Annotated in this window: 18 protein-coding genes; 4 read left to right on the forward strand and 14 right to left on the reverse strand. The window is 59.0% G+C overall.

What is annotated here, in order from left to right:
- Positions 1–640: 640 nt before the first annotated feature.
- Positions 641–763, reverse strand: coding sequence for a hypothetical protein (locus ABSE61_RS25720; protein ID WP_423873957.1), 123 nt, complete (start codon positions 761–763; stop codon positions 641–643).
- Positions 764–997: 234 nt separating this feature from the next.
- Positions 998–1,237: a trafficking protein particle complex subunit gene (locus ABSE61_RS25725; protein WP_423873958.1), complete on the reverse strand. Its 240-nt coding sequence runs from the start codon at positions 1,235–1,237 to the stop codon at positions 998–1,000.
- A 271-nt stretch (positions 1,238–1,508) separates the two neighbouring features.
- Between ABSE61_RS25725 and ABSE61_RS25730 the strand changes: the two genes are divergently transcribed.
- Complete coding sequence (locus ABSE61_RS25730) at positions 1,509–2,048, forward strand: antibiotic biosynthesis monooxygenase family protein (protein WP_423873959.1); 540 nt, start codon at positions 1,509–1,511, stop codon at positions 2,046–2,048.
- 28 nt (positions 2,049–2,076) lie between these two features.
- Here the strand turns inward: ABSE61_RS25730 and ABSE61_RS25735 are convergent, their stop codons facing one another.
- Positions 2,077–3,768, reverse strand: coding sequence for a methyl-accepting chemotaxis protein (locus ABSE61_RS25735; RefSeq protein ID WP_423873960.1), 1,692 nt, complete (start codon positions 3,766–3,768; stop codon positions 2,077–2,079).
- A gap of 240 nt (positions 3,769–4,008) precedes the next feature.
- Here ABSE61_RS25735 and serA point away from each other — a divergent pair, with 240 nt between their 5' ends.
- On the forward strand, positions 4,009–5,244 hold the full coding sequence (serA, locus tag ABSE61_RS25740) for a phosphoglycerate dehydrogenase (protein WP_423873961.1): 1,236 nt from the start codon (positions 4,009–4,011) through the stop codon (positions 5,242–5,244).
- Between the two features lie 161 nt (positions 5,245–5,405).
- Here the strand turns inward: serA and ABSE61_RS25745 are convergent, their stop codons facing one another.
- The 4 genes from ABSE61_RS25745 to ABSE61_RS25760 form a co-directional block, all read right to left on the reverse strand.
- Positions 5,406–6,248 carry a methyltransferase gene (locus tag ABSE61_RS25745; protein ID WP_423873962.1) on the reverse strand — a complete coding sequence of 281 codons (843 nt, stop codon included), beginning with the start codon at positions 6,246–6,248 and terminating at the stop codon, positions 5,406–5,408.
- The gene (locus ABSE61_RS25750; RefSeq protein ID WP_423873963.1) at positions 6,214–7,557 is read right to left on the reverse strand and encodes an aminotransferase class I/II-fold pyridoxal phosphate-dependent enzyme; all 1,344 of its coding nucleotides are present in this window, start codon (positions 7,555–7,557) and stop codon (positions 6,214–6,216) included. Before ABSE61_RS25750 ends, ABSE61_RS25745 begins: the two co-directional genes overlap by 35 nt.
- A 351-nt stretch (positions 7,558–7,908) precedes the next feature.
- Positions 7,909–8,301, reverse strand: coding sequence for a response regulator (locus tag ABSE61_RS25755; RefSeq protein ID WP_423873964.1), 393 nt, complete (start codon positions 8,299–8,301; stop codon positions 7,909–7,911).
- Positions 8,294–9,772, reverse strand: coding sequence for a sensor histidine kinase (locus ABSE61_RS25760; RefSeq protein WP_423873965.1), 1,479 nt, complete (start codon positions 9,770–9,772; stop codon positions 8,294–8,296). The genes ABSE61_RS25755 and ABSE61_RS25760 overlap by 8 nt, the downstream gene beginning before the upstream one ends.
- A gap of 212 nt (positions 9,773–9,984) precedes the next feature.
- Between ABSE61_RS25760 and ABSE61_RS25765 the strand changes: the two genes are divergently transcribed.
- Positions 9,985–11,412 carry a sensor histidine kinase gene (locus ABSE61_RS25765; protein ID WP_423873966.1) on the forward strand — a complete coding sequence of 476 codons (1,428 nt, stop codon included), beginning with the start codon at positions 9,985–9,987 and terminating at the stop codon, positions 11,410–11,412.
- Positions 11,413–11,433: 21 nt separating this feature from the next.
- Entirely contained in the window at positions 11,434–13,332 is a 1,899-nt protein-coding gene (locus ABSE61_RS25770) for a putative bifunctional diguanylate cyclase/phosphodiesterase (RefSeq protein ID WP_423873967.1), read from the forward strand.
- A gap of 68 nt (positions 13,333–13,400) precedes the next feature.
- Here the strand turns inward: ABSE61_RS25770 and ABSE61_RS25775 are convergent, their stop codons facing one another.
- The 7 genes from ABSE61_RS25775 to ABSE61_RS25805 form a co-directional block, all read right to left on the reverse strand.
- Entirely contained in the window at positions 13,401–14,468 is a 1,068-nt protein-coding gene (locus tag ABSE61_RS25775) for a hypothetical protein (protein WP_423873968.1), read from the reverse strand.
- Between the two features lie 12 nt (positions 14,469–14,480).
- Positions 14,481–15,506, reverse strand: coding sequence for a hypothetical protein (locus ABSE61_RS25780; RefSeq protein WP_423873969.1), 1,026 nt, complete (start codon positions 15,504–15,506; stop codon positions 14,481–14,483).
- Positions 15,507–15,515: 9 nt separating this feature from the next.
- The gene (locus tag ABSE61_RS25785; RefSeq protein WP_423873970.1) at positions 15,516–16,352 is read right to left on the reverse strand and encodes a hypothetical protein; all 837 of its coding nucleotides are present in this window, start codon (positions 16,350–16,352) and stop codon (positions 15,516–15,518) included.
- Complete coding sequence (locus tag ABSE61_RS25790; RefSeq protein WP_423873971.1) at positions 16,345–17,799, reverse strand: MFS transporter; 1,455 nt, start codon at positions 17,797–17,799, stop codon at positions 16,345–16,347. The genes ABSE61_RS25785 and ABSE61_RS25790 overlap by 8 nt, the downstream gene beginning before the upstream one ends.
- Positions 17,800–17,972: 173 nt before the next feature.
- On the reverse strand, positions 17,973–18,884 hold the full coding sequence (locus ABSE61_RS25795) for an alpha/beta fold hydrolase (RefSeq protein ID WP_423873972.1): 912 nt from the start codon (positions 18,882–18,884) through the stop codon (positions 17,973–17,975).
- A 14-nt stretch (positions 18,885–18,898) separates the two neighbouring features.
- A complete protein-coding gene (locus ABSE61_RS25800) occupies positions 18,899–19,684 on the reverse strand; it encodes a 2-keto-4-pentenoate hydratase (RefSeq protein ID WP_423873973.1) in 786 nt (261 codons plus the stop codon).
- 152 nt (positions 19,685–19,836) lie between these two features.
- Entirely contained in the window at positions 19,837–21,759 is a 1,923-nt protein-coding gene (locus ABSE61_RS25805) for a hybrid sensor histidine kinase/response regulator (RefSeq protein WP_423873974.1), read from the reverse strand.
- Positions 21,760–21,874 lie beyond the last annotated feature (115 nt).

Genomic DNA, 21,874 nt, shown 5'->3' on the forward strand with positions numbered 1-21,874 from the left:
GGAGTCTTCGGCAGACAAGGCGAGGAGCGTGCCGGGTATAAGTTCGCGCTTTGCAGAGTTGGCGATAGAGACCAGTTCTCTCGGTTGAGAGAGAACGATTTAAAAAAGGGTCGGTTAGAATCCGTTGTTACATCCGGTAAATCGGAAACCAGACGTTTTAATGCGGTACAGAGGCTATGGAGAAAAATGCATTCTCCGAGCCTTATCGAGCGCAACTGAGGGCGCCTCGCCAAAATCTCCTGGGCGAATCTTCGACAAAATCTGCGGAATTCCCGTAGCTTTCGCGGGTCGCGGTACGGTTTGCTGCAATTTGGCGGCGAAGCGAGCGGGATTCAAACTCAACGTACGACGCGAAGTGCCTGATTGCGCCTCCGTGAATGCGGCCTGCTGGCTCTTGCAGCCCCAGAGTCTGCCGATTCCGTTCTGATGACACAGTGTTGACACGAGTAGAATGCGCGAAACTGCATAAAAACAAGCCGCCCAAGTTATTGACCTAAGCGGTGTAGAATGGCGCGCCATTAAACTATTGAAGCTGCGTGGTAATTTTAGCCGTTTTTGCGATTTGCGTCAGCGCGGGCGGCGCCGGTCGTTAGCTTGTACGTCCCCCAATCAAGCTCAACACCAGCTTTGCTGGCCGCTTTCAGAAAATCATCTCGCGATCGAACAACAGCTTTATGCTCGATCCGCCACCATTATCCTTGATGATGCGCAGCTTCTTGCCACCGTCGACAATCTCGAAGAGCGATTGCCTTCTATCCGGCACCTATATGTCCAGACGAAATTGTCGATTGGCCGGACGTAGGTCAGGAACAGCACGTCGCCGGCGGTTAGAGATATCTCCATCATCTTTGGATCGCGATCCATAATCGCCCCAATCGCCGTTCGGCAGATCGCCTCGACCTTGAAGGCGGGCTCCGCCGATGCAGGTGCGGTGCCGGCGAGCAATATCGAGAATGTGACAACGCGAAGAATGAAGAGCAGTGGCAACACCCGGCGCTCAGTATTCGCGGGGTGCGTTGCCAAATCGTCGAAGAATTTGCTTTTTATCGAACATGCCGATCTCGAAATCACTGGTGCGGCTGAGCGCCACCGCGCCTGCATGGCCGAAGAACTTCCAAAGGTCTTGCGCATGTTGAATGGCTTCTGCAGGGCTTGGACATTTTACGGGGTCACCGGCAACGATGCCGTCATTTGCGTAATCGAAAGGCACTGCCACGAACTCAACGATCTCCGTCATAGGTTATCCTCCCTCACGCCGTTACTTTTTTTCCAAGCTAGTGGACGCCCGGCCGGTTATTTTGAGTTAGATCAATTGGGTCGCGCAAGGACGCCACCGGCGCTCGGCGGTTCGGTCGGCATGGGCCATTGATGGACCAGCTACGGAGTTCCGATTGACATGATTTCCAGAAGCACACCGAGATCGACTTCTGCACAGGCTAAGATTATATTCACAAAAAAAGCGCCGAACCGCGCGCTAACATGCCGGGCCTGCTTTGAGGACAAGACCCATGATCGGGCTATTTTTTGAGGTGACCCCCCGGGAAGGCCGCGCCTCGCGTTATTTCGAGCTGGCGGCCAGCCTGAAGCCCGAACTGGAGCGCAGCGGCGGCGTCCTGTTCATTGACCGCTATACCAGCACTTCAAGAGCTGACGTCGTTCTCTCGCACCAATGGTGGGAAGACGAGGAATCCCTTATCCGCTGGCGCCAGAATACGCAGCATCGCGCGATCCAGCGCGCCGGGCGCGAGCAGCATTTCAGCGATTACCGTCTGAGGATCGGTCCTGCCGTGGATCCTTTGCGCGCTGTTCCCGCACCCCGGACCCTTTGGGTTTCCTACCTCGATGCCGCACCGGCGGCGCCTGCCGGTGAGCTCTTCAAAAGCGTCTATCGGGAAAACAAATTTCTTGTGCTTTCCGAGCACGCGCCGGCTGCGCAGGAAGCATCGGCCGACAGCAAGGTCTTCGAGATTACGCGCGACTACACGATGTATGATCGCGTTGAGGCGCCGCAGTCATACCCGCCGGTGTTGCGCGACCGGCCGCGGTAGCAGAGAGCGTAATGGCGGCGCCTCTCGATCAGGCTGCCGCAGAGCTGCGGACGGCGGTCACGATGACCCGGCGCAACGAAGACACCGCTTCGTTGACATCGGCGGCGCAGTCATGAACCCGCCCGGCCTCGCCGCCGAGCCGCGTCGCCTCGCCCGACACTTCGGTAATGCGGTTTGAGACCTCGCGGGCGCCATTGGCCGTCTCGGTCACATTGCGCGAAATTTCGCTGGTCGCGGCATGCTGTTCTTCGACGGCCGCGGCAATCGATCCTGCAATTTCGTCGATCGTGCGCACGGTGCTGCTCACCTCGTCCATGCCGCGCACGGTTTCCTGGGTGATGCTCTGGATTTCGCTGATCTGGCGGTTGATCTCTTCCGTCGAGCGTGCGGTCTGGGTCGCCAGCGACTTCACTTCGCTCGCAACCACTGCAAAACCCCTGCCGGCTTCGCCGGCGCGCGCCGCTTCGATGGTGGCGTTGAGGGCAAGGAGATTGGTTTGCGAGGCAATCTCTGAAATCAGCGTGGTCACCTGGCCGACCCGCGTGACGGCTTCGGCCAGGGTCGCGATCGTGGTGCGGGCGGTCTCGCTGCGGGTGACCGCGACACCCGTGGCTTTGGTGGCATTGGCGACCTGGGTGCTGATTTCCCGAATCGAGCTCGACAATTCTTCGGTGGCGCTGGCGACCGTCTGCGCGTTGGCGAGAGATTGTGCCGACGCGGTTGCGACGGTTTGGGCGCTCGCGCCGACCAATTCGGCCGACCGGCTCATCACCGAAGCAGCCTCGGTCATCGCCGTCATCCGGTTGTCGATGCCCGTCACGGCGGTGTCGGTTTCGGTCTCGACGGTTGCAACCATGTCGGCCAGGGCCTTGCGGCGTGCAGCTTCGGCCTCGCCCTTCTGGACATCGACCTGACCGCGCAGCCGTTCGGCTTCCGCCGACCTCCCCTTGAAGCCCTGGAGCGCGCGCGCCAAGGTGCCGATCTCGTCCTTGAGGCGCAGATCGCGTTCGAACTCGGCTGACGGTGCAGCCGACATCGGTTGCTCGGTAAACTGCACGAGACGGTTAAGGGGCCGGGTGATCTGGCGCGACAACCAGTAGGCGCAGACCGCCATGAACAGGCCGACAAGGCCCGCAACCAGGAAGAACTGCCAGGCGATTTCGGAATAGCGTGCATCGATATCGTCAACGAACATGCTGGTGCTGACGACCCAATGCCAGGGCTCGAAAGCAATCGCATAGCTTAACTTGATGACGGGTTCGGTGGAGTTGCCGCGCGCGACCGGGCTCAAGGCAAAGACAGCGCCGGTTCCGCTGCGGCCAGCTTCGATCTGCTCCTTGATGATCTGCCGGCCGCTGCCATCGACGAAGTTGATGTAGTTGTTACCCTCGCGCTCCGGCTTGCCTCCATGCAGGACGCAGGTGCCTTCGTAGTCGTGGATGTAGTAATACTCGCCGCTGTTTCCGTATTTCACCGTCCGCAACTGGTCCTTGACCAATTTCTTGGCGGCCTCCTCGGTCAACTCGCCGCTCTGAAAGCGCGCATAGGCGGTTTTGACCATGGACACGGCGACCTCATCGACATGGTGGACCATTTCGATGCGTTCGGAGGTAATGGTCTGGTGGATCTTGTGGCTGGCGAGCCAGGCAAGAAAAGCATAGCCGGCAAAGATGATCGCAGAGAACATGAGCAGCTTTGCGCTAATTCCAAACTTGGCCATCGATAACTCCGATCATCCAGATCGCCTTAATTGACACTAAATCTTAAACCTGCCGTTAATCTTAAAGGCGATTGAGCGTCATGGTTGTCGAGTGGAGACGGTGACCGAGTGCCGTAAAATTGGGCCAACCGGAAACGGCGCGGGTTGCGGCATGGGTTATCCGCTGGAACGAATCAGCCCAAATCTCTAAGAACGGCTGACCTCAAAGGTTTTCCGGCCAGTCAATCATTGGAAAGCGCGATGCCGACCGCAAACGCCGAACAAGCAAAGCTCCTGCTGCTGGAAGGCGTGAACGACAGCGCGGTGGAATTGCTAGAAAGCTCGGGTTTTTCAACCATCGAGCGACTGCCGAAGGCATTGGAAGGCGAGGCGCTTCGCAAAGCGCTCAAAGGCGTTTCCCTGCTCGGGATCCGCTCCAGAACGGCGCTGACACAGGACGTATTCGCCGCGGCCGATCATCTGGTCGCGGTGGGCTGTTTCAGCGTGGGGACCAACCAGGTCGACCTCAACGCGGCCCGGCGACGCGGCATCCCGGTCTTCAATGCACCGTTCTCAAATACGAGGAGCGTTGCCGAACTTGTGATCGGCGAGATCGTGATGCTGCTTCGGCAGATCTTCCCGCGTTCGGTCGCTGCCCATGATGGCGGTTGGGACAAATCCGCTGCCGGCAGCCGCGAGGTGCGGGGCCGCACGCTGGGTATTATCGGTTATGGCAACATCGGCTCCCAGCTTTCGACGCTGGCGGAGGCGATGGGGATGCGGGTCATCTATTTCGACCGCACCGACAAGCTACGGCACGGCAACACGGAGCCGGTGGATCGGCTGGAAACTTTGCTGGCGCAAAGCGACGTCGTCAGCCTGCATGTTCCGGAGACGCCCGAAACCCACAACATGATCGGCGCGCGGGAGTTGCGCCTCATGAGACCCGGCTCCTGCCTGATCAACAACAGCCGCGGCACCGTGGTCGATCTGGATGCGTTGGCGGCAGCGCTTCGCGACGGACATTTGGCCGGTGCAGCGCTCGATGTTTTTCCCGTTGAACCTTCATCGAATTCCGAGCGCTTTCAAAGCCCGGTCCAGGGTCTCAAGAACGTGATCCTGACCCCCCATATCGGCGGCTCGACCGAAGAGGCTCAGGAGCGGATCGGCGGGGAAGTCGCGCGCAAGCTGATCGACTACTGCATCAACGGCTCGACCATGGGCGCGGTCAATTTTCCGCAGGTGCAGCTTCATTCGCGTGCCCATGGCGTACGCTTCAGCCATGTCCACCACAATGTGCCGGGCATGCTGAGGCGCCTGAACGAAGTATTTCTCCAGCGCGACATCAATATCGCGGCCCAATATCTCGAGACCGACAGCGATGTTGGCTATGTCGTGCTGGATGTAGATCTCGCTGACCACGACTGCAGCGAATTGCTCGACGAAATTCGCGCGCTCGATGGCACGATCAGCGCAAGGCTGATCTATCAACACTAAGGCAAAGATCGCCTGCGAAGCCCGGCGGCAGTCTGCTTGTCGAGGAAGACAACACAACAGATTCGCCGCCGCGTCGGCCTCGATTCAAGTAATCGCATGCCATGTGGGGCTGTTTGCCATGGCTGCAAACCTCACAACATGGGCAAGTGTCAAACCTTAACTTAGGCGGCGAGTTTTTTGGTCTCAGGCATTTGCACTGGCTCGAGCAGGTAGAACGCTGACCGGAAGCCGAATTGCATGTAGAGCAGGCTCAAGAGAAGAAGCGCAGGAGATTTCAGCGGCATGCGCTTGACCTCAACCAGCTTCAGGCCTCGCTCTGCGCCGAGCCGTTCGATCAGTCCGCGGAACCATATCGGGTACTGAATCAGAAGCCGGCCGTCATCGGCGAGGTGCTCGCGGACCTGCGCGAAAAGCATAGGCAAGTAGCGCACTGACGTTGCGAACTGTTTGTCGTTGTCTGCAAACTCCGCCTCGAGATAGGGCGGGTTGGCTAAAATCAGATCGAATTTGCCATCGACGGCGGAAAACATGTCGCTCTGCTTGACGGTGACATTGCTCAAGCCGTTGAGGCGGCAATTCTCCGCGGTATTCTTCACCGCCGATAGATTGATATCGACAGCGAGCAGCTCACTTGCCTTGGGTGCGCAGAACACGGCACCTACGCCGCTTCCGCAGCCCAGATCCAGTACCCTGTCGCCGGCGCGGCAATAATCGGCACAAGCATATTCGTTTTCCAGCGGTTTGTAGACGTCAGGAAATACGACGAGCCGTTTCTTCTGAACAACAATCGACGGCAAAATGACGTTCAGCATTCTGACGTAGGGATACCAGAAGATCATGAAGGTGTGCTTGGCAGACGACCAAATTCTCATAACCAAAACTCCGCTGATATAAAGATTCGACCAGAAGGCGGTTAAAGAAACTCTCATCGCAATCAGACCAACTGCGGAATGACACGAGAGCTTAAACTTAAGCAGCCTTTCGATCAGTACGTTCTGGCTCACGGTTAAGGCTTTCCATCTCCCGTGCAGCCTCCGCCTTTGCCGTTTTCATGATACGGACGGCATCGGTAATATTTTCTTCGGTGTGGTTGGCCATTACCTGCATGCGAATGCGCGCCGCGCCTTTTGGAACCGCCGGGAATTCGACCAGATTGGCAACCAGGCCAAGATCGGGCAGGCGGCGGGACACTAGACGCGCGAGCCCTTCCGATCCCATCTTGACGCAGACGATCGCAGAGGGGTCGCCGTAATATTCGAGGCCGGCCTCGGTCAACTTACGGCGGAGCGTCATGACGTTGGCGAGCAACTCGAGCCGCAGCACCCGTCCTTCGAGCGAATCGACGATATCGAACGCCTTCAGGATCGTCGCCGCCTGCACCGGTGACAGCGCGTTGGAGAACGTCGCCGGTGCGCTGTAGAAACGCAGATATTCTTTCACGGCCCGGCTCTTGCTCGCGACAAATCCGCCGTTCGAGGCGAATGTCTTCGAAAAGGCGCCCATCACCACGTCGATCTTGCCCAGCATGTCCTGAATGCCGATATGGCCGCGGCCTTCCTTGCCGAGGCAGCCGAGATCGTGCGCGACGTCGACGACGAGCGTCGCGTTGTATTCGCGGCAGAGTGTCTGAAGCTCGAGAAGCCTGGGCGTGTCCGAGTCCATCGAGAACAGGCCTTCGGTGAGCACCAGAATGCCGTTGTCCTTGTCCTTGGCGCGGATCTTGGCGAGCACGTCGCGGCAATAGTTGTTGTCGAGATGGCGGAACAGATGGATGTTGTTTGTGGCGGCGTTCGCGCCTTCCTGAAGGCAGGAATGCGCAAGCATATCCATCACGACATGGTCGGCAGAACGAACCAGACCCTTCACGACGCCGAATCCGGCGCCCCATCCCGTCGGATACAGCACGACGTGTTCCATGTTCAGGAATTCGGCGATCTTGCGCTCGAGCGCCACCGAGTGCGAGGTGTTGCCGACCAGAGCAGGCGAACCCGCGCTGTGGACGCCGCAACGCTCGATCGTTTCGATTGCAGTCGCCTTGATTTCCGGATGTGACGACAGGCTCAAATAGTCCTGCGATGCAAAGTTGACGCCCTGCATCTTGTTGCCGCTGTCGTCTTGCGCCGCGCAGATGGTTTTCGGCCCATCTTCAGTCGCACGCGAAAATGGCCAAAGGCCGTTTTGCCGTCGCAGGTCCTGCCAACGGTAGAATCCTTCGGTTCGACCCAACAGGTCCGCGCCGCCCGGTACGCGGAAATCGCGCATGCTTCCCGTCAGGGCAGCAGAAGGCACTTGGGCATAAATATCGCCGTTCATCGTCATCCCCGTTCGGCCGATTAGATTCTTATTTTGCCGAAAGGGGCACGATGCACGGTCGAGATTAACAACCCGGCGGGATTTGGTACCGAGCCGGGCATTTTTTCGGACTTTTTGATGACGTTATAAATTTTTGGTTGGCATCGACGAATTCAGGCGCAGCAACAAGCATAGCGCACTCAATGCCGGAATTTTCGTTTAGCGGAATATTAAACATAAAGGCTGGATCTCGATTGCCACAATCCTTAAGACGCCGCAGGCCCGTTGCAGCGTCTCGTGGCCAGTCGGCTGCTACGTCGCGAAATACTGAACAGGCTTTCGAATGAGAGCGCCTTTTCCGGCGCCCTCGTCTTAGGCGACTGCGGCGCCGGGTTGTTTTGCTTCAAGCAGCAATGCCCGCATCTTGCCGAGAAGGCGCTGCAGGTCGACAGGCTTGGTGTCGAAATCCGAGCAGCCGACTTCCACGCTCTTCGAACGGTCGCTGGCCAAGGCATGAGCCGTGAGCGCAATGATCGGAATCGCTGAGGTCGCCGGATTGGCCTTGATCAGCTGCGTTGCCTCCCAGCCGTCCATTTCGCCTAGCGCCACATCCATCAGAATGAGGTCTGGATCTTCGCTTGCGGCCATGGCGACGCCTTCGGCTCCGTCGTGGGCGCAGCAGACCGAAAAGCCGTGACGTTGCAGACGTCGGGTCAGCATGTCCCGGTTCATTTCGTTGTCTTCGACAAGCAGAATCTTATGCATGATAGATTTCAGCGATCGGCTCGAGCGAGGCGTCTGAAGCATCCGGTGCAAGCGTTGCCTCTACGTGAGCGTCGGTGCGCCGCCGGCCCGCGGTTAAGGGCATGCGAATCGTGAAGCGGCTGCCCTCGCCCAGCGTGCTTTCGACCGAAATCTCTCCGCCCATCAGTTTGCAGAGCTTCTGGCTGAGGGCCAGCCCCAGTCCCGTCCCGCCGTACTTGCTCGTGCTGGAATCGTCGGCGACGGTGAATTTTTCGAAAAGATGCGTGATCTGGTTGGGAGCAATACCGATCCCCGTGTCGATCACGTCAACCACCAGCTGGTCGCCATCCTTGTCTGGAGTGCGATTGGCGATGATCTCCACCTTGCCGTTTTGCGTAAACTTCGCCGCGTTATCGAGCAACTGCCCGGCCATGTTGCGGAATTTGCCGGAATCGCAGAGCGCTAGTCCAAGGTAAGGCGAAATCACGCAGCTGAATTCGTTTCCGTTGTTCGTTGCTGCGGACCTGGCGTTTTCGGCGATTTCCTCGATCAACTCGCAAATGTCGACCTCTTCCAGGTCGATCTCCATCTTGCCGGCCTCGATCTTTGACAGATCGAGGACTTCGTTGACGAGCTTCAGGAGGTGCTGGCCGGCCGTGTGAATCTTGGTCAGATCCGCGACGCTAGTATTGTCGTCCTCGATCTCGGCGTCTTCAAGCAGGATCTGGCTGTAGCCGATGACCGCATTGAGCGGGGTACGCAGTTCATGGCTCATCTTGGCCAGGAAATCGGCCTTTGCCGCGCCTGCCCTTTCGGCTTCCTCGGTCGCCGCGCGCAATGCCGTCGCGGTTGCCACGTGCTGGCGCATCTCGCTTTCCAGTTCGCCGTGCGAGGCTTGAATTTGCGCATAATAGAGCGCCATCATCGCGACGTAGAGCGCCGCCGCCGTGGTGGACACCAGGCCAAGGCCCTGCATCGCTGCGACCGGCAGGTTGTTATTGACCTGGAAACCAAAGAAATAAAATGAACTGAAGATTGCCACGTTAGCGGCAAACATCACCTGGACGATCAGGGCCAGCTTGCTCGAAGAGCCGATGTAGAAGAACGCAAGCAGCGGAATGACGAGAACCCAGGCGAGCGTCGGCGACGTGACGCCGCCATAAAAATAGCAGCTCCAGAAAATACAGAAGATCAGATTCTCGATCGAAACCAGGGCCAGCGGATTATACGGCACGCCGGCTCGCAGCACGAAGGGAAACACCCAGAATGCGATGATCGATACCGCCAGCACGGCGACGTCGTATCCGGGCGCGGGATCCAGTACGTAGATCGAGATCGGAACCACGCTTCCGATGAATGGGCCAAGGATGTGGCTGACAAGAAAGACGTGCGCCCGGTTTCTTGCATCCCGGTCAGCCGCAATGTTGGCAGGGATGAAATAATTAACCAGACGATCAAGGGCGGCAATTGCCGTTGCAAGTTTCGCTTTCATGAAAGTCGCGCCGCCTTCTGCAAAGTGATTCTGTCAAAATATCGGTGGGTCGCTGCTTCGACACACCGCGGACAAGCACGCAGAGTTGCCCACGGCTAACATTTTCAGGCTCGGCTTAAAACCGCGTTAATGCGGGGTCGGGCAAAGCTAAACCGATTTTTAAAGGCGGCCGCGCTAAGTTTCGCAGCGACAGAAGTCTGCGGGGGCGAAGAATGCAAATCTGGAGCCACATCGTCAGGTTCATCGACTGGTTCATTCCCGCTGAAGCCAAGCTGGAGCGCTCCGAGCTTGGGCTTGCGCAGAACTTTGTCTTCACGCATCTGGCCGGACCCGCCCTCTCGCAATCGATCAGCGTCTTTCTGTATCTCACCGACCCGCACCCCGGCATTGCCTGCTGGACCGTTATCGTCTGCATCTGGCTGTTCTGGACGCTGCCTTTTGTTTACAAATACACGGGCAATCTGCGGCTTGCGGCCACGATGTCGGTTGAGCTGCTCGCCTTTGCGTCGTTGTTCGGCGCCTATTTTTACGGCGGCGTCAGCTCGCCGTTCCTGCCGTGGATGCTTGTCAGTCTGCTGCTCGGATTTTTCTATCTCTCGGACCGGCCGATCCTTGTCGTCGGGCTGTTCACGTTCAACATCGGCGGCTTTACGGCAGCGTACCTCACCTATGGCTTTCCCGAACTGCTCTCTCATGATCAGTTGTCGATCGTCGGCTGGATATCGATCCTCTCGGCCACCGTCTACATGTCCTGGATGGCGATCTACTATGCCAACATGATTTCGGCGCGATCGGACCTTGAGCGCGAGGCCGAGCGGCATCGCGAGACCGCGATCCGGCTGCGCGAGGCCAAAGATTTGGCCGATGAGGCGAACCGGGAGAAGTCGATCTTCCTTGCCAAGATGAGTCACGAACTGCGTACACCGTTGAACGCAGTGATCGGCTTCAGTGAAATCCTTCTCGATGACGTCGAACTTGACGGCAAGAACAGCCGGAAGAGGGCCGATCTCCAGCGCATCAATTCCGCCGGAAAGCATCTGTTGTCGCTGGTGACAGACGTTCTGGATCTCTCGAAAATCGAATCCAACCATATCGACCTGAAGATCAGGGAGTTCGATCTCAACGAGATGGTGCGGGAGGTCGTGGCGACCGTCGAGCCCATGGTGGTCGAGAACAAGAACAAGCTCATCGTCAAGTGCCCGCAGGATCTCGGCGTTGTCTTGAGCGATCAAACAAAGCTAAGGCAGGCGGCGCTCAATCTGTTGAGCAATGCCGCCAAATTCACCCAGGATGGAACGGTCACGTTGAGCGTACAGCGCAGGAAGCGTCAGGCGGGAGACTGGATCGAGATCCAGGTGCAGGACACCGGTATCGGCATCGCGGAATCGGATATCGGGCGGCTGTTCCAGAATTTCGGTCAGGCCAACCGCTCGACTTCCAGCAAGTATGGCGGCACCGGCCTCGGCCTTGCGCTCAGTCAGAAGCTGTGTGCGCTCATGGGCGGCGGCATTTCCGTCAAGAGCGAAGTCGGCCAGGGCTCGAGCTTCACGATACGGGTGCTCGCCTGGATGAGTGAACAGCAGGATACGGAAGATTCCACCGGCGCCGTACTAAATTTCGCACATTCAGCAGCAGTATAAAAATCAGAAGCAGAATTAAAAATGTCGAATTCCTCCACTAACCTCCGCGAGGCTTTTTTGCCTCAAAACCAGGTGGCCGACGGCCGGCAGGAGGTGCAGCCGCGCCTCCTGATAGTCGATGACATCAGCGACAACCGTACCGTCCTCAAGCGGCGATTTGAACGCCGGGGCTTTGACGTTAGCGAAGCGGAGTCTGGCCTGATCGCGATCGATTTGATCGAGAGGAGCCAGTTCGATCTCGTGCTTCTTGACGTGATGATGCCGGGGATCGACGGAATGGAGACCCTCAAGCGCATTCGGGGCCGAAAGTCCGCCTCCGCTCTGCCGGTCATCATGGTCACGGCCAAATCGGAAAGTGACAATATCGTCGATGCGCTCGAGCAAGGTGCAAACGATTACGTCACCAAGCCGGTCGATTTCGCAGTCGCTTTGGCGCGCGTGAATACGCAGCTCAGCCGCAGGCGGGCGGAGCAACAGGCTGCCTTGGCCAACGAGGAGTTGCGCAAAGCCAACGAGGATCTCGAGCGTCGGGTCGAAGAACGGACCCGCCGGCTGATCGACGCCAATCAGCGGCTAAAGGAAGAGATTGCCGACCGCGAAGAATTGCAGGCCAGATCGCAATATCTCGCCTATCACGATTCCCTGACCGGGCTAGGCAACCGCCTGCTGTTCAAGGAACAGCTCGACGAAGCTCTCAGGGACGTCTCGGTGACTCCGCATCCGCTGGCGGTTCTGTTCCTCGATCTCGATGGCTTCAAGGCTGTCAACGATACCCTTGGACATTCCGTCGGCGATTTGCTGTTGAAGTCAATTGCGGTGAAACTGCGCGACTTGCTTCCGTCCACGGATCGAATTGCCCGGCTCGGGGGCGACGAGTTTGCCATCCTTCAGATGTCGAGCCCGCAACCCACATCTTCCACGTCGCTCGCTGAACGGATCATCGAAATCGTCGCTCAGCCACACATTATCGATGGCCACGACGTCACCGTCGGCGCCAGCGTCGGCATTGCGATCGCTCGTCCAGGCGAAATGAGCACCGAAAACCTGCTCAAAAGCGCCGACCTTGCGATGTACAGCGCCAAGTCTGAGGGGCGCGGTACTTACCGCATCTTCGACCCGCAGATGGATGCGATCGTTCAGACGCGCCGCTCGCTCGAGCGCGACATGCGGACCTCACTCGCGCTGGGCGGGTTCGAACTCTACTACCAGCCATTGGTCAACCTGCAGACCAAGCGCGTGACGGCCTTCGAGGCCCTGATGCGCTGGAATCACAAGGACCGCGGCGCGGTGCCACCGTCGGAATTTATCCCGGTGGCAGAGGATATGGGCCTCATCATCCAGCTCGGAGAATGGGCCTTGCGGCGCGCCTGCATGGAAGCGGTGGAATGGCCGGACGATATCCGCGTGTGCGTCAACCTTTCCCCCCTACAATTCTCCAAGGGCAATCTGGTCTCGACTGTCGTCAGCGCCCTTGCTTCCTCGGGTCTCCCGGCGTCGCGGCTGGAGCTCGAGATTACCGAGTCGGTCCTGTTGGAAAAATCAGAGCGCAATATCTTGATCCTGAATCAAATGCGCGAACTCGGAGTTCGCATATCGATGGACGATTTCGGTACCGGCTATTCCAGCATTGGCTATTTGCGCAGTTTTCCGTTCGACAAGATCAAGATCGACCAATCGTTCGTGCGCGACCTTTTGGTTGACGAGGGCAGCCTTGCTATCGTTCGCGCGATCGCGGGTCTTGGTGTCAGCTTCGGCATGACGACGACGGCCGAAGGCGTCGAAACCGAAGAGCAGATGCGTTGTCTCAATCTCGAAGGCTGTGTCGAAGTTCAGGGATATTTTTATAGCAAGCCAGTTCCGACCAGCGAGATCGCCCGCGTTCTCGCCGATATCGAGCAACATCGCTTGCGGCGCCCCTGATAAGACCGCCAACTACGCAGTGGCACCACGGCTGTTGTCCGGACGCAGTCGATCGCCCCACCGCTCCACTACCGCGGCTGAGCTGCGGCTGTTGCGGGAAGGCTGCCGGTCGCCTCGCCGGTTGAGGATTTGCGCAAGCGTATTTCGATGCGGCGGCGTTGCTGAATGTCGCCGGGCGAGCCGGAGATGGCGAGCGTCTCATCGGTATTGACGAGTTGCGCGCCCGACAATGGAATCAGTTTGTATCCGGCAAGCAGCGGGCTTTGGCGCAGAACGCTGACGACCGCAACCGCGCGCGCGAGTCCCAACCCGGCATTATCCGCGGGCACGAGGCTGACGATCCCGGCGTTGTTCTTCAACACCGGCAGCAGGTCGCGGTCGAGGTTGGAATATTGGCGTAGTCCGATCGGCCGCTCATCGGTATGGCCGACGACCTCGATGATATCGACGTCGTATTTACGGATGTAATTGAGAATTTCGGTTGGGGTCTTGGTGACCAATGCTTCCTGAAAAGTCGGCGACAACTCCGCGCTTCCCGATTTGAAGAAATAGCCGTCGGCCTCGCTCATCCGGATGATCGGTGGCCATTGATGGCCGCCGTTGCCCGGTGACATGCCGCGCGCCAGCGTATCAAGCACGTTTTGCGCCGACACCGGCGGGTCGTCCGGCTTGCCCATCGCGCGATTGATGGCGCCGACGATTTCCGCGTCACGAATAGCCTTGTCGACGTCGATGTGACTGGCGCGCATCGCCGCAATATTGGCGAGGCCTTCGCGAAGCTCATTCACGGTCAGGTTCTTCTCGATTTCCTTGACGACGCTGCGGCTATCCACCAGTTCGCGCCAGTATTGGTCGATCGCCTGGGGATCGCTCAAGCCCGAGAGGCCTTCGATCTTTTCCGCAACCGCGGCACTTTTGCTGAGTGTGTTGACGATTTCGCGGATTTGTACGTTTTGCAGTTTTTCCTCTTTGAGCTCCTGCTCGGCGGCGATGCGCCTGGTTTCCTCGCGTTTCAGGAAGGTCGCCATCGCGATCAGGAGGCAAAACACCAACAGCACCATGATCTCGGCCATGGTCAGGCCGAGCACCAGCCCCCGCCGGTACGATGATCGCTGCTGGAGTATCTGTCCTTCCACCGAAAGCCGGCCCTATCTCGGATTGTCGTTTGATCGTGGCATCATGTAGCCCAAAGCGCGCGGAATGATACCTCGTTTCGTGGCCTGGATCTCGATCAGAAGTTCCTTCATGGCGACCACGACGCTGTGGGCGTGTCGCAAGTTGATCTCCGCACTCCTTGCCTGCGTCTGCGCGTTATTGTTGAGCGCATCGACCGATTCGGTGAGGCGCTCGATCATCGGAACCAGTTGTGTCCCGATGGCTTCTTCAGAGGTCTGGTGCGCGGTGAGGCGCGCGAACAGCGCATCGATCGACCGGACAATGCTCGTGGTGTTCCTGGCAAGCTCTTCGCCTTCCTGGACCAGTTGCCTGGATATTTCGAGGACTTCGACCGTACGCTTGTTCAGGCTCGACAAGGTTGCGCCGGAAATCTTGGAGGACTCCTCGAACGGCAGGCTTGTGCTGGTCGCGAGCTTCGCCAACTCGCCGGCATATTGCTGATGCGCTTTGCCGATGCTCTCGCGCACTTCATCCAGCACATCGGTGATGGATTGCTGGGTCATGCGGCGGAAATAGCCGAATTCGAGTATCGAGCTTTCGAGTTCGCGCTTCACCCGCCGCGAGGCTTCCGCCAGTTCCAGCCGCGACGTGGCCTCGGTCTCGACCGGGTCGCGCCGCATCTGGTTGAACATGATGCGCAAGGTGATGCCGGCAATCGTCGAGGCAATCGCGATGCCGAAATTCTGCACGATCTGCTCGGCCGAGCCAGCCGCCGAAAATTGATAGAGCGAGACGGCAAGACTGGTCAGCGTGAACAGGAATCCCATGTAGTAGAGATTGTCGCCGGACTGGTCGTCGCGCAGGCGAAACAGCCGCGCCGCGAGCAGGACAGCATAGCCGATCATGACCATGACCGGGACGGCGGTCGCCGCCAGCGCGCCGAAATCGTGCAGTTTCGAGAAGATGATGTAACCGCTGCCGAAGATGACCACGCCGAAGAAGACGAGCCCGTTGAAGAGGCCGGGCGGCAAATTAGGTTTGAAGTCGTAACCCGCCATGGCGCTCCACTAGGCTCCCTGCAGCCGTTTGACGCCGCCAAACGAGCCGCGGTTGTCTTCGATCCAGGACTTCCAGAATTCCATGTGCTTGGTGCTGTCCACAATCTGCTGGTTACCGGTTTGCCGGGTCACGTAGCGGAGAATGACGGTGGCGCCGTGCAGGTCGGTGCGAAACTTCAGATAGGCCGGAGATTGCTTGTAGCGCTGGAACGACAAATCGCCCGCCCGCGGATATTGGCTGTAATCCTTCGTGTACTCGATCATGTCGGAGATAATATAGAGCGTTTTTCGGGCATTTTCGCTCGCGGCGCTGGAGAATTGTCCAATCGCAATGTCCTGTATCGCGGCCATGATCGGCGAACTGTTGGCCTTCGCGGACGAGATGCTGTTTTTCACGGCTTCCGCGGCCGGTTTGCGGAAATCCTCGATCCAGCGCAGCCGCGCAATCCGCGGATTATCGGTCCATGCGCTCAAGCCCGCGCCGTCGCCGGGATTGCATTTCGAAAACAGCGAGCGGCTTCGAACGCCGGCGATGTCGAGAACGCGGATGTCGAGTTTGTAGAACGGCGGCAGCGTCGTGATCATGTCATCGAGCTGGCCCAACACCTCGCGCCGCGTCGTATCCGGCAGGTCGTCCGACGTGTCGACCAGCACCACGGTAATTCCCTTCGGGCCGTCGACCGGACACAGCGTTTGCGGATCGAGCACCGGCCGCTCGGGGGCCGCGAAATAGAAATAAGCCAGTGTGCCGCCGGCTCCGATCGCCAGCAGTAGCAGCAAGACACCGCCGAAGCCTGACCAGCCGAGTGTGGACGAACCGCGCTGCCTCGGCCGGCGTCTAGCCACGCTTCTTCTCCGGCAGCAACTCGTCGATCTCGCGATAGGTGCGCACGGCCTGATCGAAGGCTTCGTGGATGGCCTTGATCTGCTGGCTCAGCAGTTCCTGCGTCTCGGCAATCATGCTGCGTAAATTTTCCCGGGCGCCGGCGCTCGGCTCGCTGCCCGCGTAGCTGATCCGCTCCATTGTGTAGGGCTTGGCAAAATAGCCGGGAGCAGGCGTCGAGCGGGCCTTGCGATTGGCCTCGCGGTAGATCTCGAGCAGCGCGCGGGTGGTTTGCTCGATCTGTTTTTGATGCTGGTCGAAGCGCTGGGCGAGCCGTGCCCGGCCTTGCAATAGCGAATCGTATTCGCTGCGCCGGACCGAAAGATCGCGCGCGGCTTCGTTCATGGCTTCGGTGGCGTCCTCGCGGATATCGCGAAGCCGCTCGATCAATTCACCGCGCACATCGGCGAATTGACGGGTTGCCTCGATCCATCGCCGTTCGAGACCGGCATAGCCCATATAGGGATCGAAAAACATCAAACCGTCGGCCATCGCAATCAGCGAGAACACAAAGCCAAGGGCAAACAGCAGCCACGAATTGATGTCGGTGAGGGCATAGGGCGCGGTCAAGAGGCGATGCAACACCTCCTGTCCAACATTGTCGCTTAAGGCAACGGCGGGCGGAATCTCGCGCAAGTGCGACAGCGTCAAATTGAGTGCGATTGCGAAGGCGAGATAGGCAAGGAACGACAAAACGCCAACCAGCTTCAAAAAGTAGTTCCGGCGGTTGACGAGCCGGATCAGCACCAAGCCCCAGAAGAAGCTCGCAATGATGTTGAGCGCGGCAAACGTCACCGCCTGCACCGCGCCGCCGAGCAGGCCGCCGAGATTGGCCTTGGCGAGAAAGCTGCCGTTGATCACGACCTCGAGGATGAACAGGATCGCCAGAATGCCGGCTTTCAGGACGATCTTGCCGGGGCTTGCCAGCCGGGCCGGCCGCTCGATGCGGTGGTGCTTGCGAAATTGCTCGCGCTCGAGTTCCGATTCGTTGAGGCGGCGTCGCAGCACGAAAAGCTCGTCGCGGCCGACGGTGGCTTCGGCGCGAAAATCGCCAACCGCTTCCGGCGCGGCCTGCTGGATGGTCGCAAAACGTTCCTCGAAGCTCAGCGCATTCATCCGCTCGTCATAGGTGTGAAGCTGGTCGAGGTAGATGACGTTGGCATCCTGCTTGTGAGCCTCGATGCGCTCGACGATCTTGTGCTCGACATCGTCCATCGTTTGTGCGTCCGACGTCGGCCGATTTTCCGCGCCACGCTCGCCGCCGAGCACGGCCAGTCCAAATTCGTCCGCGACACGGTCGACGTTCAGGTCGAGAAAGACCGTGGTTGCCGGGCGATAATGGTGGGCGGGCTGACTTAGCAGGGCCCGGATGCGCGCGATCGCTGACGGGCGGGTTCCGGGGACGCTCACGATGTCTTCAGCCTGCTAGTAAAAGGGACAGCCTGATTCGAATTATCACGGATTGAATGCTCCTGTCCGCATCGCCCCGCGCCCCTCCCGATGATTTTAGGCGTAGGACTTTGTCCGGCCAAAGGTGTATCGCCGGTGGTGGGCCGATGGTCAGGGCGGATAAAGTGGCTAATTCAGCCGAAGAAGTCGCGCAGCATCTTGTTGACGATATCGGGGCGTTCGACTTCCGGAAGGTGGCCGGCGCCGTCGAGGATTTCCAGCCGGCCTTGCGGCAGAGCCTCGACCAGAACGGCCGCATTCTCGTCGATCGGGTTGACGCGGTCCTCGCGCCCGGAAATCAGCAACACCGGAAAGGTGAATTTCGGCGCAACTTCTTCCGGGCTATAGCCATCGACCAGCCCGAGCTTGACGCCGTGCATTAAGCCGCGCGGATTGGTGGCGCGGACGACATCGCGCACCAGCTCGACGGTCTGTGGCGAGGCATTGGCGGCAAGCAGCGCATTGACGCGTGCACCGAAGGCATATCCGCCCTTGGCGATCTGGGCCTCGCGCGCGGCGATGATCTCCTTCTTTTTCTCCTCGCTGAGGCCATGCGGGCCGATCCCGGTCCCGGTCATGGCGAGCTTGATGACGCGGTCGGGATAGTGCAGCGCGAAGCATTGCGCGACGCGGCTGCCGAATGAATTGCCGACCAGGTTGATGCGGCCGAGCTTCACCGCCGTGAGAAAATCGTTGAGAGCGTCCGCAAAGGTTTTGCAATCGGGATTATCGGTCTTCAGAGCGTCGGAAAGCATATATCCCGGCGCGTTCCAGGCAATGACGTGATAGTGGTCGGACAGCCCCGCAAGCTGATAACGCCAATGCATGGAATTGGCGCCCACGCCATGAAGCAGAACGAGCGGCGGAGCATCGGAGCGTCCCGTCTCCATATAGCTCCAGCGATCGCCGAGATAATTGGCGCGCGAATCGGCCGGGATTTCGGCAAATTTCAACTCGGGCAGCGGCGGAATCGAAGGCATCTCTGCCTGCGCAGGGACAACCGAGCACAGGACCACGAACAGAAGCCAAAATTTACGAAAGGGCATCGAAAAATCCGAACCTAGCTAACAACCTGCACCTCAACGAAGCCCAATCCCTCGAGTGTGAAGCGATAATGCGCATCGTGCTCGGGAAAAATGGTTTTCATGACGCTTCCGGTCATCACAATCTGGCCGGCCCTCAGTGTTGTGCCACGCGAAGCCAGTTGGGTGGCAAGCCAGGCCACCGAATTGAAGGGATGCCCGAGGATGTCCCGGCCATATCCTTCACCGATCAAATCGCCGTTCTTGGTGGCGCGGCCGAGCACGGCCTCGAGGTCGGGCCAGACCGGTTTGAATTCCGAAAGCACGATGCCGGCGTTCCAGGAATTGTCCGCAACCAGCGAGCGCACGTCGATACTCGCGTAATCCGCGGACCTGTCGTCGACCAGTTCGATCGCTGCGCAAACGCCGTCGATGTGAGGGGCGGCTTCAGCCGTGAAAGCCTTATCAGTCCCAGGAATGTCCGATTTGATGCGAACGGCGATTTCGAATTCGAGGCCAAGCCGCCCGAAATCCCTGAGCAGGACCCGGGCTCCCGATCGATGCAGGCGGGAAGCGAGCACGACGCCCGCGATCGGGTGATCTATCCGACAAAACGCCTGCATCGCCGCCGAGGTCAGCCCGACTTTATAGCCGACCGGCTCTCCATTGCCGCGACGCAGCAGCGCCACATATTTTTCCTGGACATCATAGGCATCCGCGATAGTGACGGGTGCAGCCGGCGGACCCAGTGTCGTGAAGCGATGTCTGGCCCGATGTTCAGCCAGCAGCCATTCGGCCGTGCGCTCCGCCGCGATGTCCTCCATATTTCTTCTCCCCTTTTTCCGGCAAATCTTAGCGCGGGATCATCCGGGGTCAAACAAGGCGGGCGAAGGGACATGCTGCGGTCGAATTCATGGCGCGACAGCGACGGGGGTCCCGCCGGCCAGACTGGGAGATAAGCCGGTCAAACTTTCGCTTAAGGTCCGACGGCGCGGGCAATGACTTCGGCCAATTCGCGCTGGCTGAACGGTTTGGCGAGACGCGGCAATCCTTCACCTTCTCCCGGTCCCAGTTCGGCATAGCCGGTTGCGAGGATAATTGGCATGTGCGCATTTTCTTGCCGGATACGAGTGGCGAGCTCCAGGCCGGTCATGTCGGGCATCAATTGATCGGTGATGATCAAGTCGATTTTCTTTTCCCGGTGCAAAATCTCGAGCGCATGCAGGGCTGATGGCGCGGAATAAACCGTATGGCCAAGCTCTTCGAGTAACGCGGAGGTGTTGAGGGCGACCAGGGGATCGTCGTCGACGGTGAGGATCGTAAGTTTCTTGTCGGTATGTGACGTCTGGGCCGTCAGGTCTTGCGTTGCGGAAATCGGCTCGCCGAGTGCAACCGGCAGACAGAGCTCGGCTGACGTTCCACGGCCCGGCCTGCTTTTCAAAAGCAGCGTCCCGCCGGATTGCTCGGCCATTCCATGGACCATCGGCAGCCCAAGTCCAGTGCCTTTGCCAACACCTTTTGTCGTGAAGAATGGCTCCATCGCACGCTTGAGCGTTTCTTCGTCCATGCCAGTGCCGGTGTCCGTCACGCTAACGCAAAGATAGTCTCCTGCTTTCAACCCGGGCACGTCGGTTCGCTTCGTCGCGCTGATTGTGACCGTTCCCCCCTTTGGCATCGCGTCGCGCCCGTTAATTGCCAGGTTGAGAAGAGCCAACTCGAGCTGGTTGGCGTCGGCGTTGATTCTCGGCAGTTCGAGCGGGAAATGCGTTTCAACCCGGACCGACGGCCCGAGCGAACTTTGCAGGAGGTTTGCCATTCGCTGTACAACATCTTGCACATCGAGCGGGACGAGTTTGAGTTCCTGACGGCGCGCGAATGCCAGCATCCGTTGGGTCAGCGCCGCGCCACGCTGGGCACCTTGAAAAGCGTTGTCGATCAGTTGCGTGACTCTTGGGTCATCGCTCGGCAGCCTTCTTCGCAAAAGCTCAAGGCTACCCTGAATGGCCATCAACAAATTGTTGAAGTCGTGGGCGATGCCGCCGGTCAGGTGCCCGATCGCTTCCATCTTCTGTGACTGCAGGAGCGCCTCGCGAGCCTCCTCCAGCGCGCGCTCCGCCTTCGTTCGCTCGGTGATGTCACGGGTGATTTTGGCAAAGCCAAGCAGCGACCCGTCGGGGTTATGGATCGCGTCGACCACGACGTTGGCGAAGAATTTCGTTCCGTCCTTTCGAAGGCGCCAACCCTCCCGTTCAAACCGGCCCTCGCGCGTGGCGATCGCCAGCGTCTGCTGCGGTAATCCGGCCTGCCGGTCCTCTTCCGTATAGAAGCGCGAGAAGTGCTGACCGATAATCTCTTCGGGAGCGTAGCCCTTGATTCGTTGAGCGCCCGGATTCCAGCTCGATACATATCCTTCGGGACTCAGCAAGTAGATCGCGTAGTCAGTGACGCCCTGCACCAGCAGGCGAAACTGCTGCTGGCTTTCGCGCAAGTCGGCTTCGGCTCTCCTGCGCTCGGTCAGATCGCGCGTGATCTTGGCGTAGCCAACGAGCCTGCCGGCACCGTCCCGGATCGGATCGATGACGACATTGGCCCAGAACTTCTTCCCGTCCTTGCGGACGCGCCAACCCTCTTGCTCGAATTTGCCTTCGCGTTTGGCGATCTCAAGCGCGCGTTGGGGAAGCCCGCTCTTGCGATCTTCCTCGGTGTAAAAGCGCGAGAAATTCTCGCCGATGATTTCGGACTCGTCGTAGCCTTTGAAGCGCCTGGCCCCGGGATTCCAGCTTATAACGGTGCCGTCGGGGTCGAGCATATAGATCGCGTAGTCGGTAATCGCATCGATGAGCAAACGGAAGCGGCCGTCGCTGGATTTCGAGGCCTCGAACCGCTCCGTATGCTCCACGTAAATTCCCCCCCCCCGCTGTCTTGAAGGCGTCAACTTAACTGAAATAAACGCGTGACTTAAGGACAAGTTCCGGCGGGTGGCCAATTATGGCGGCCTAACCCGAAGGCCCGGT

The organism is Bradyrhizobium sp. (assembly GCF_049519115.1).
GTDB lineage: Bacteria > Pseudomonadota > Alphaproteobacteria > Rhizobiales > Xanthobacteraceae > Bradyrhizobium.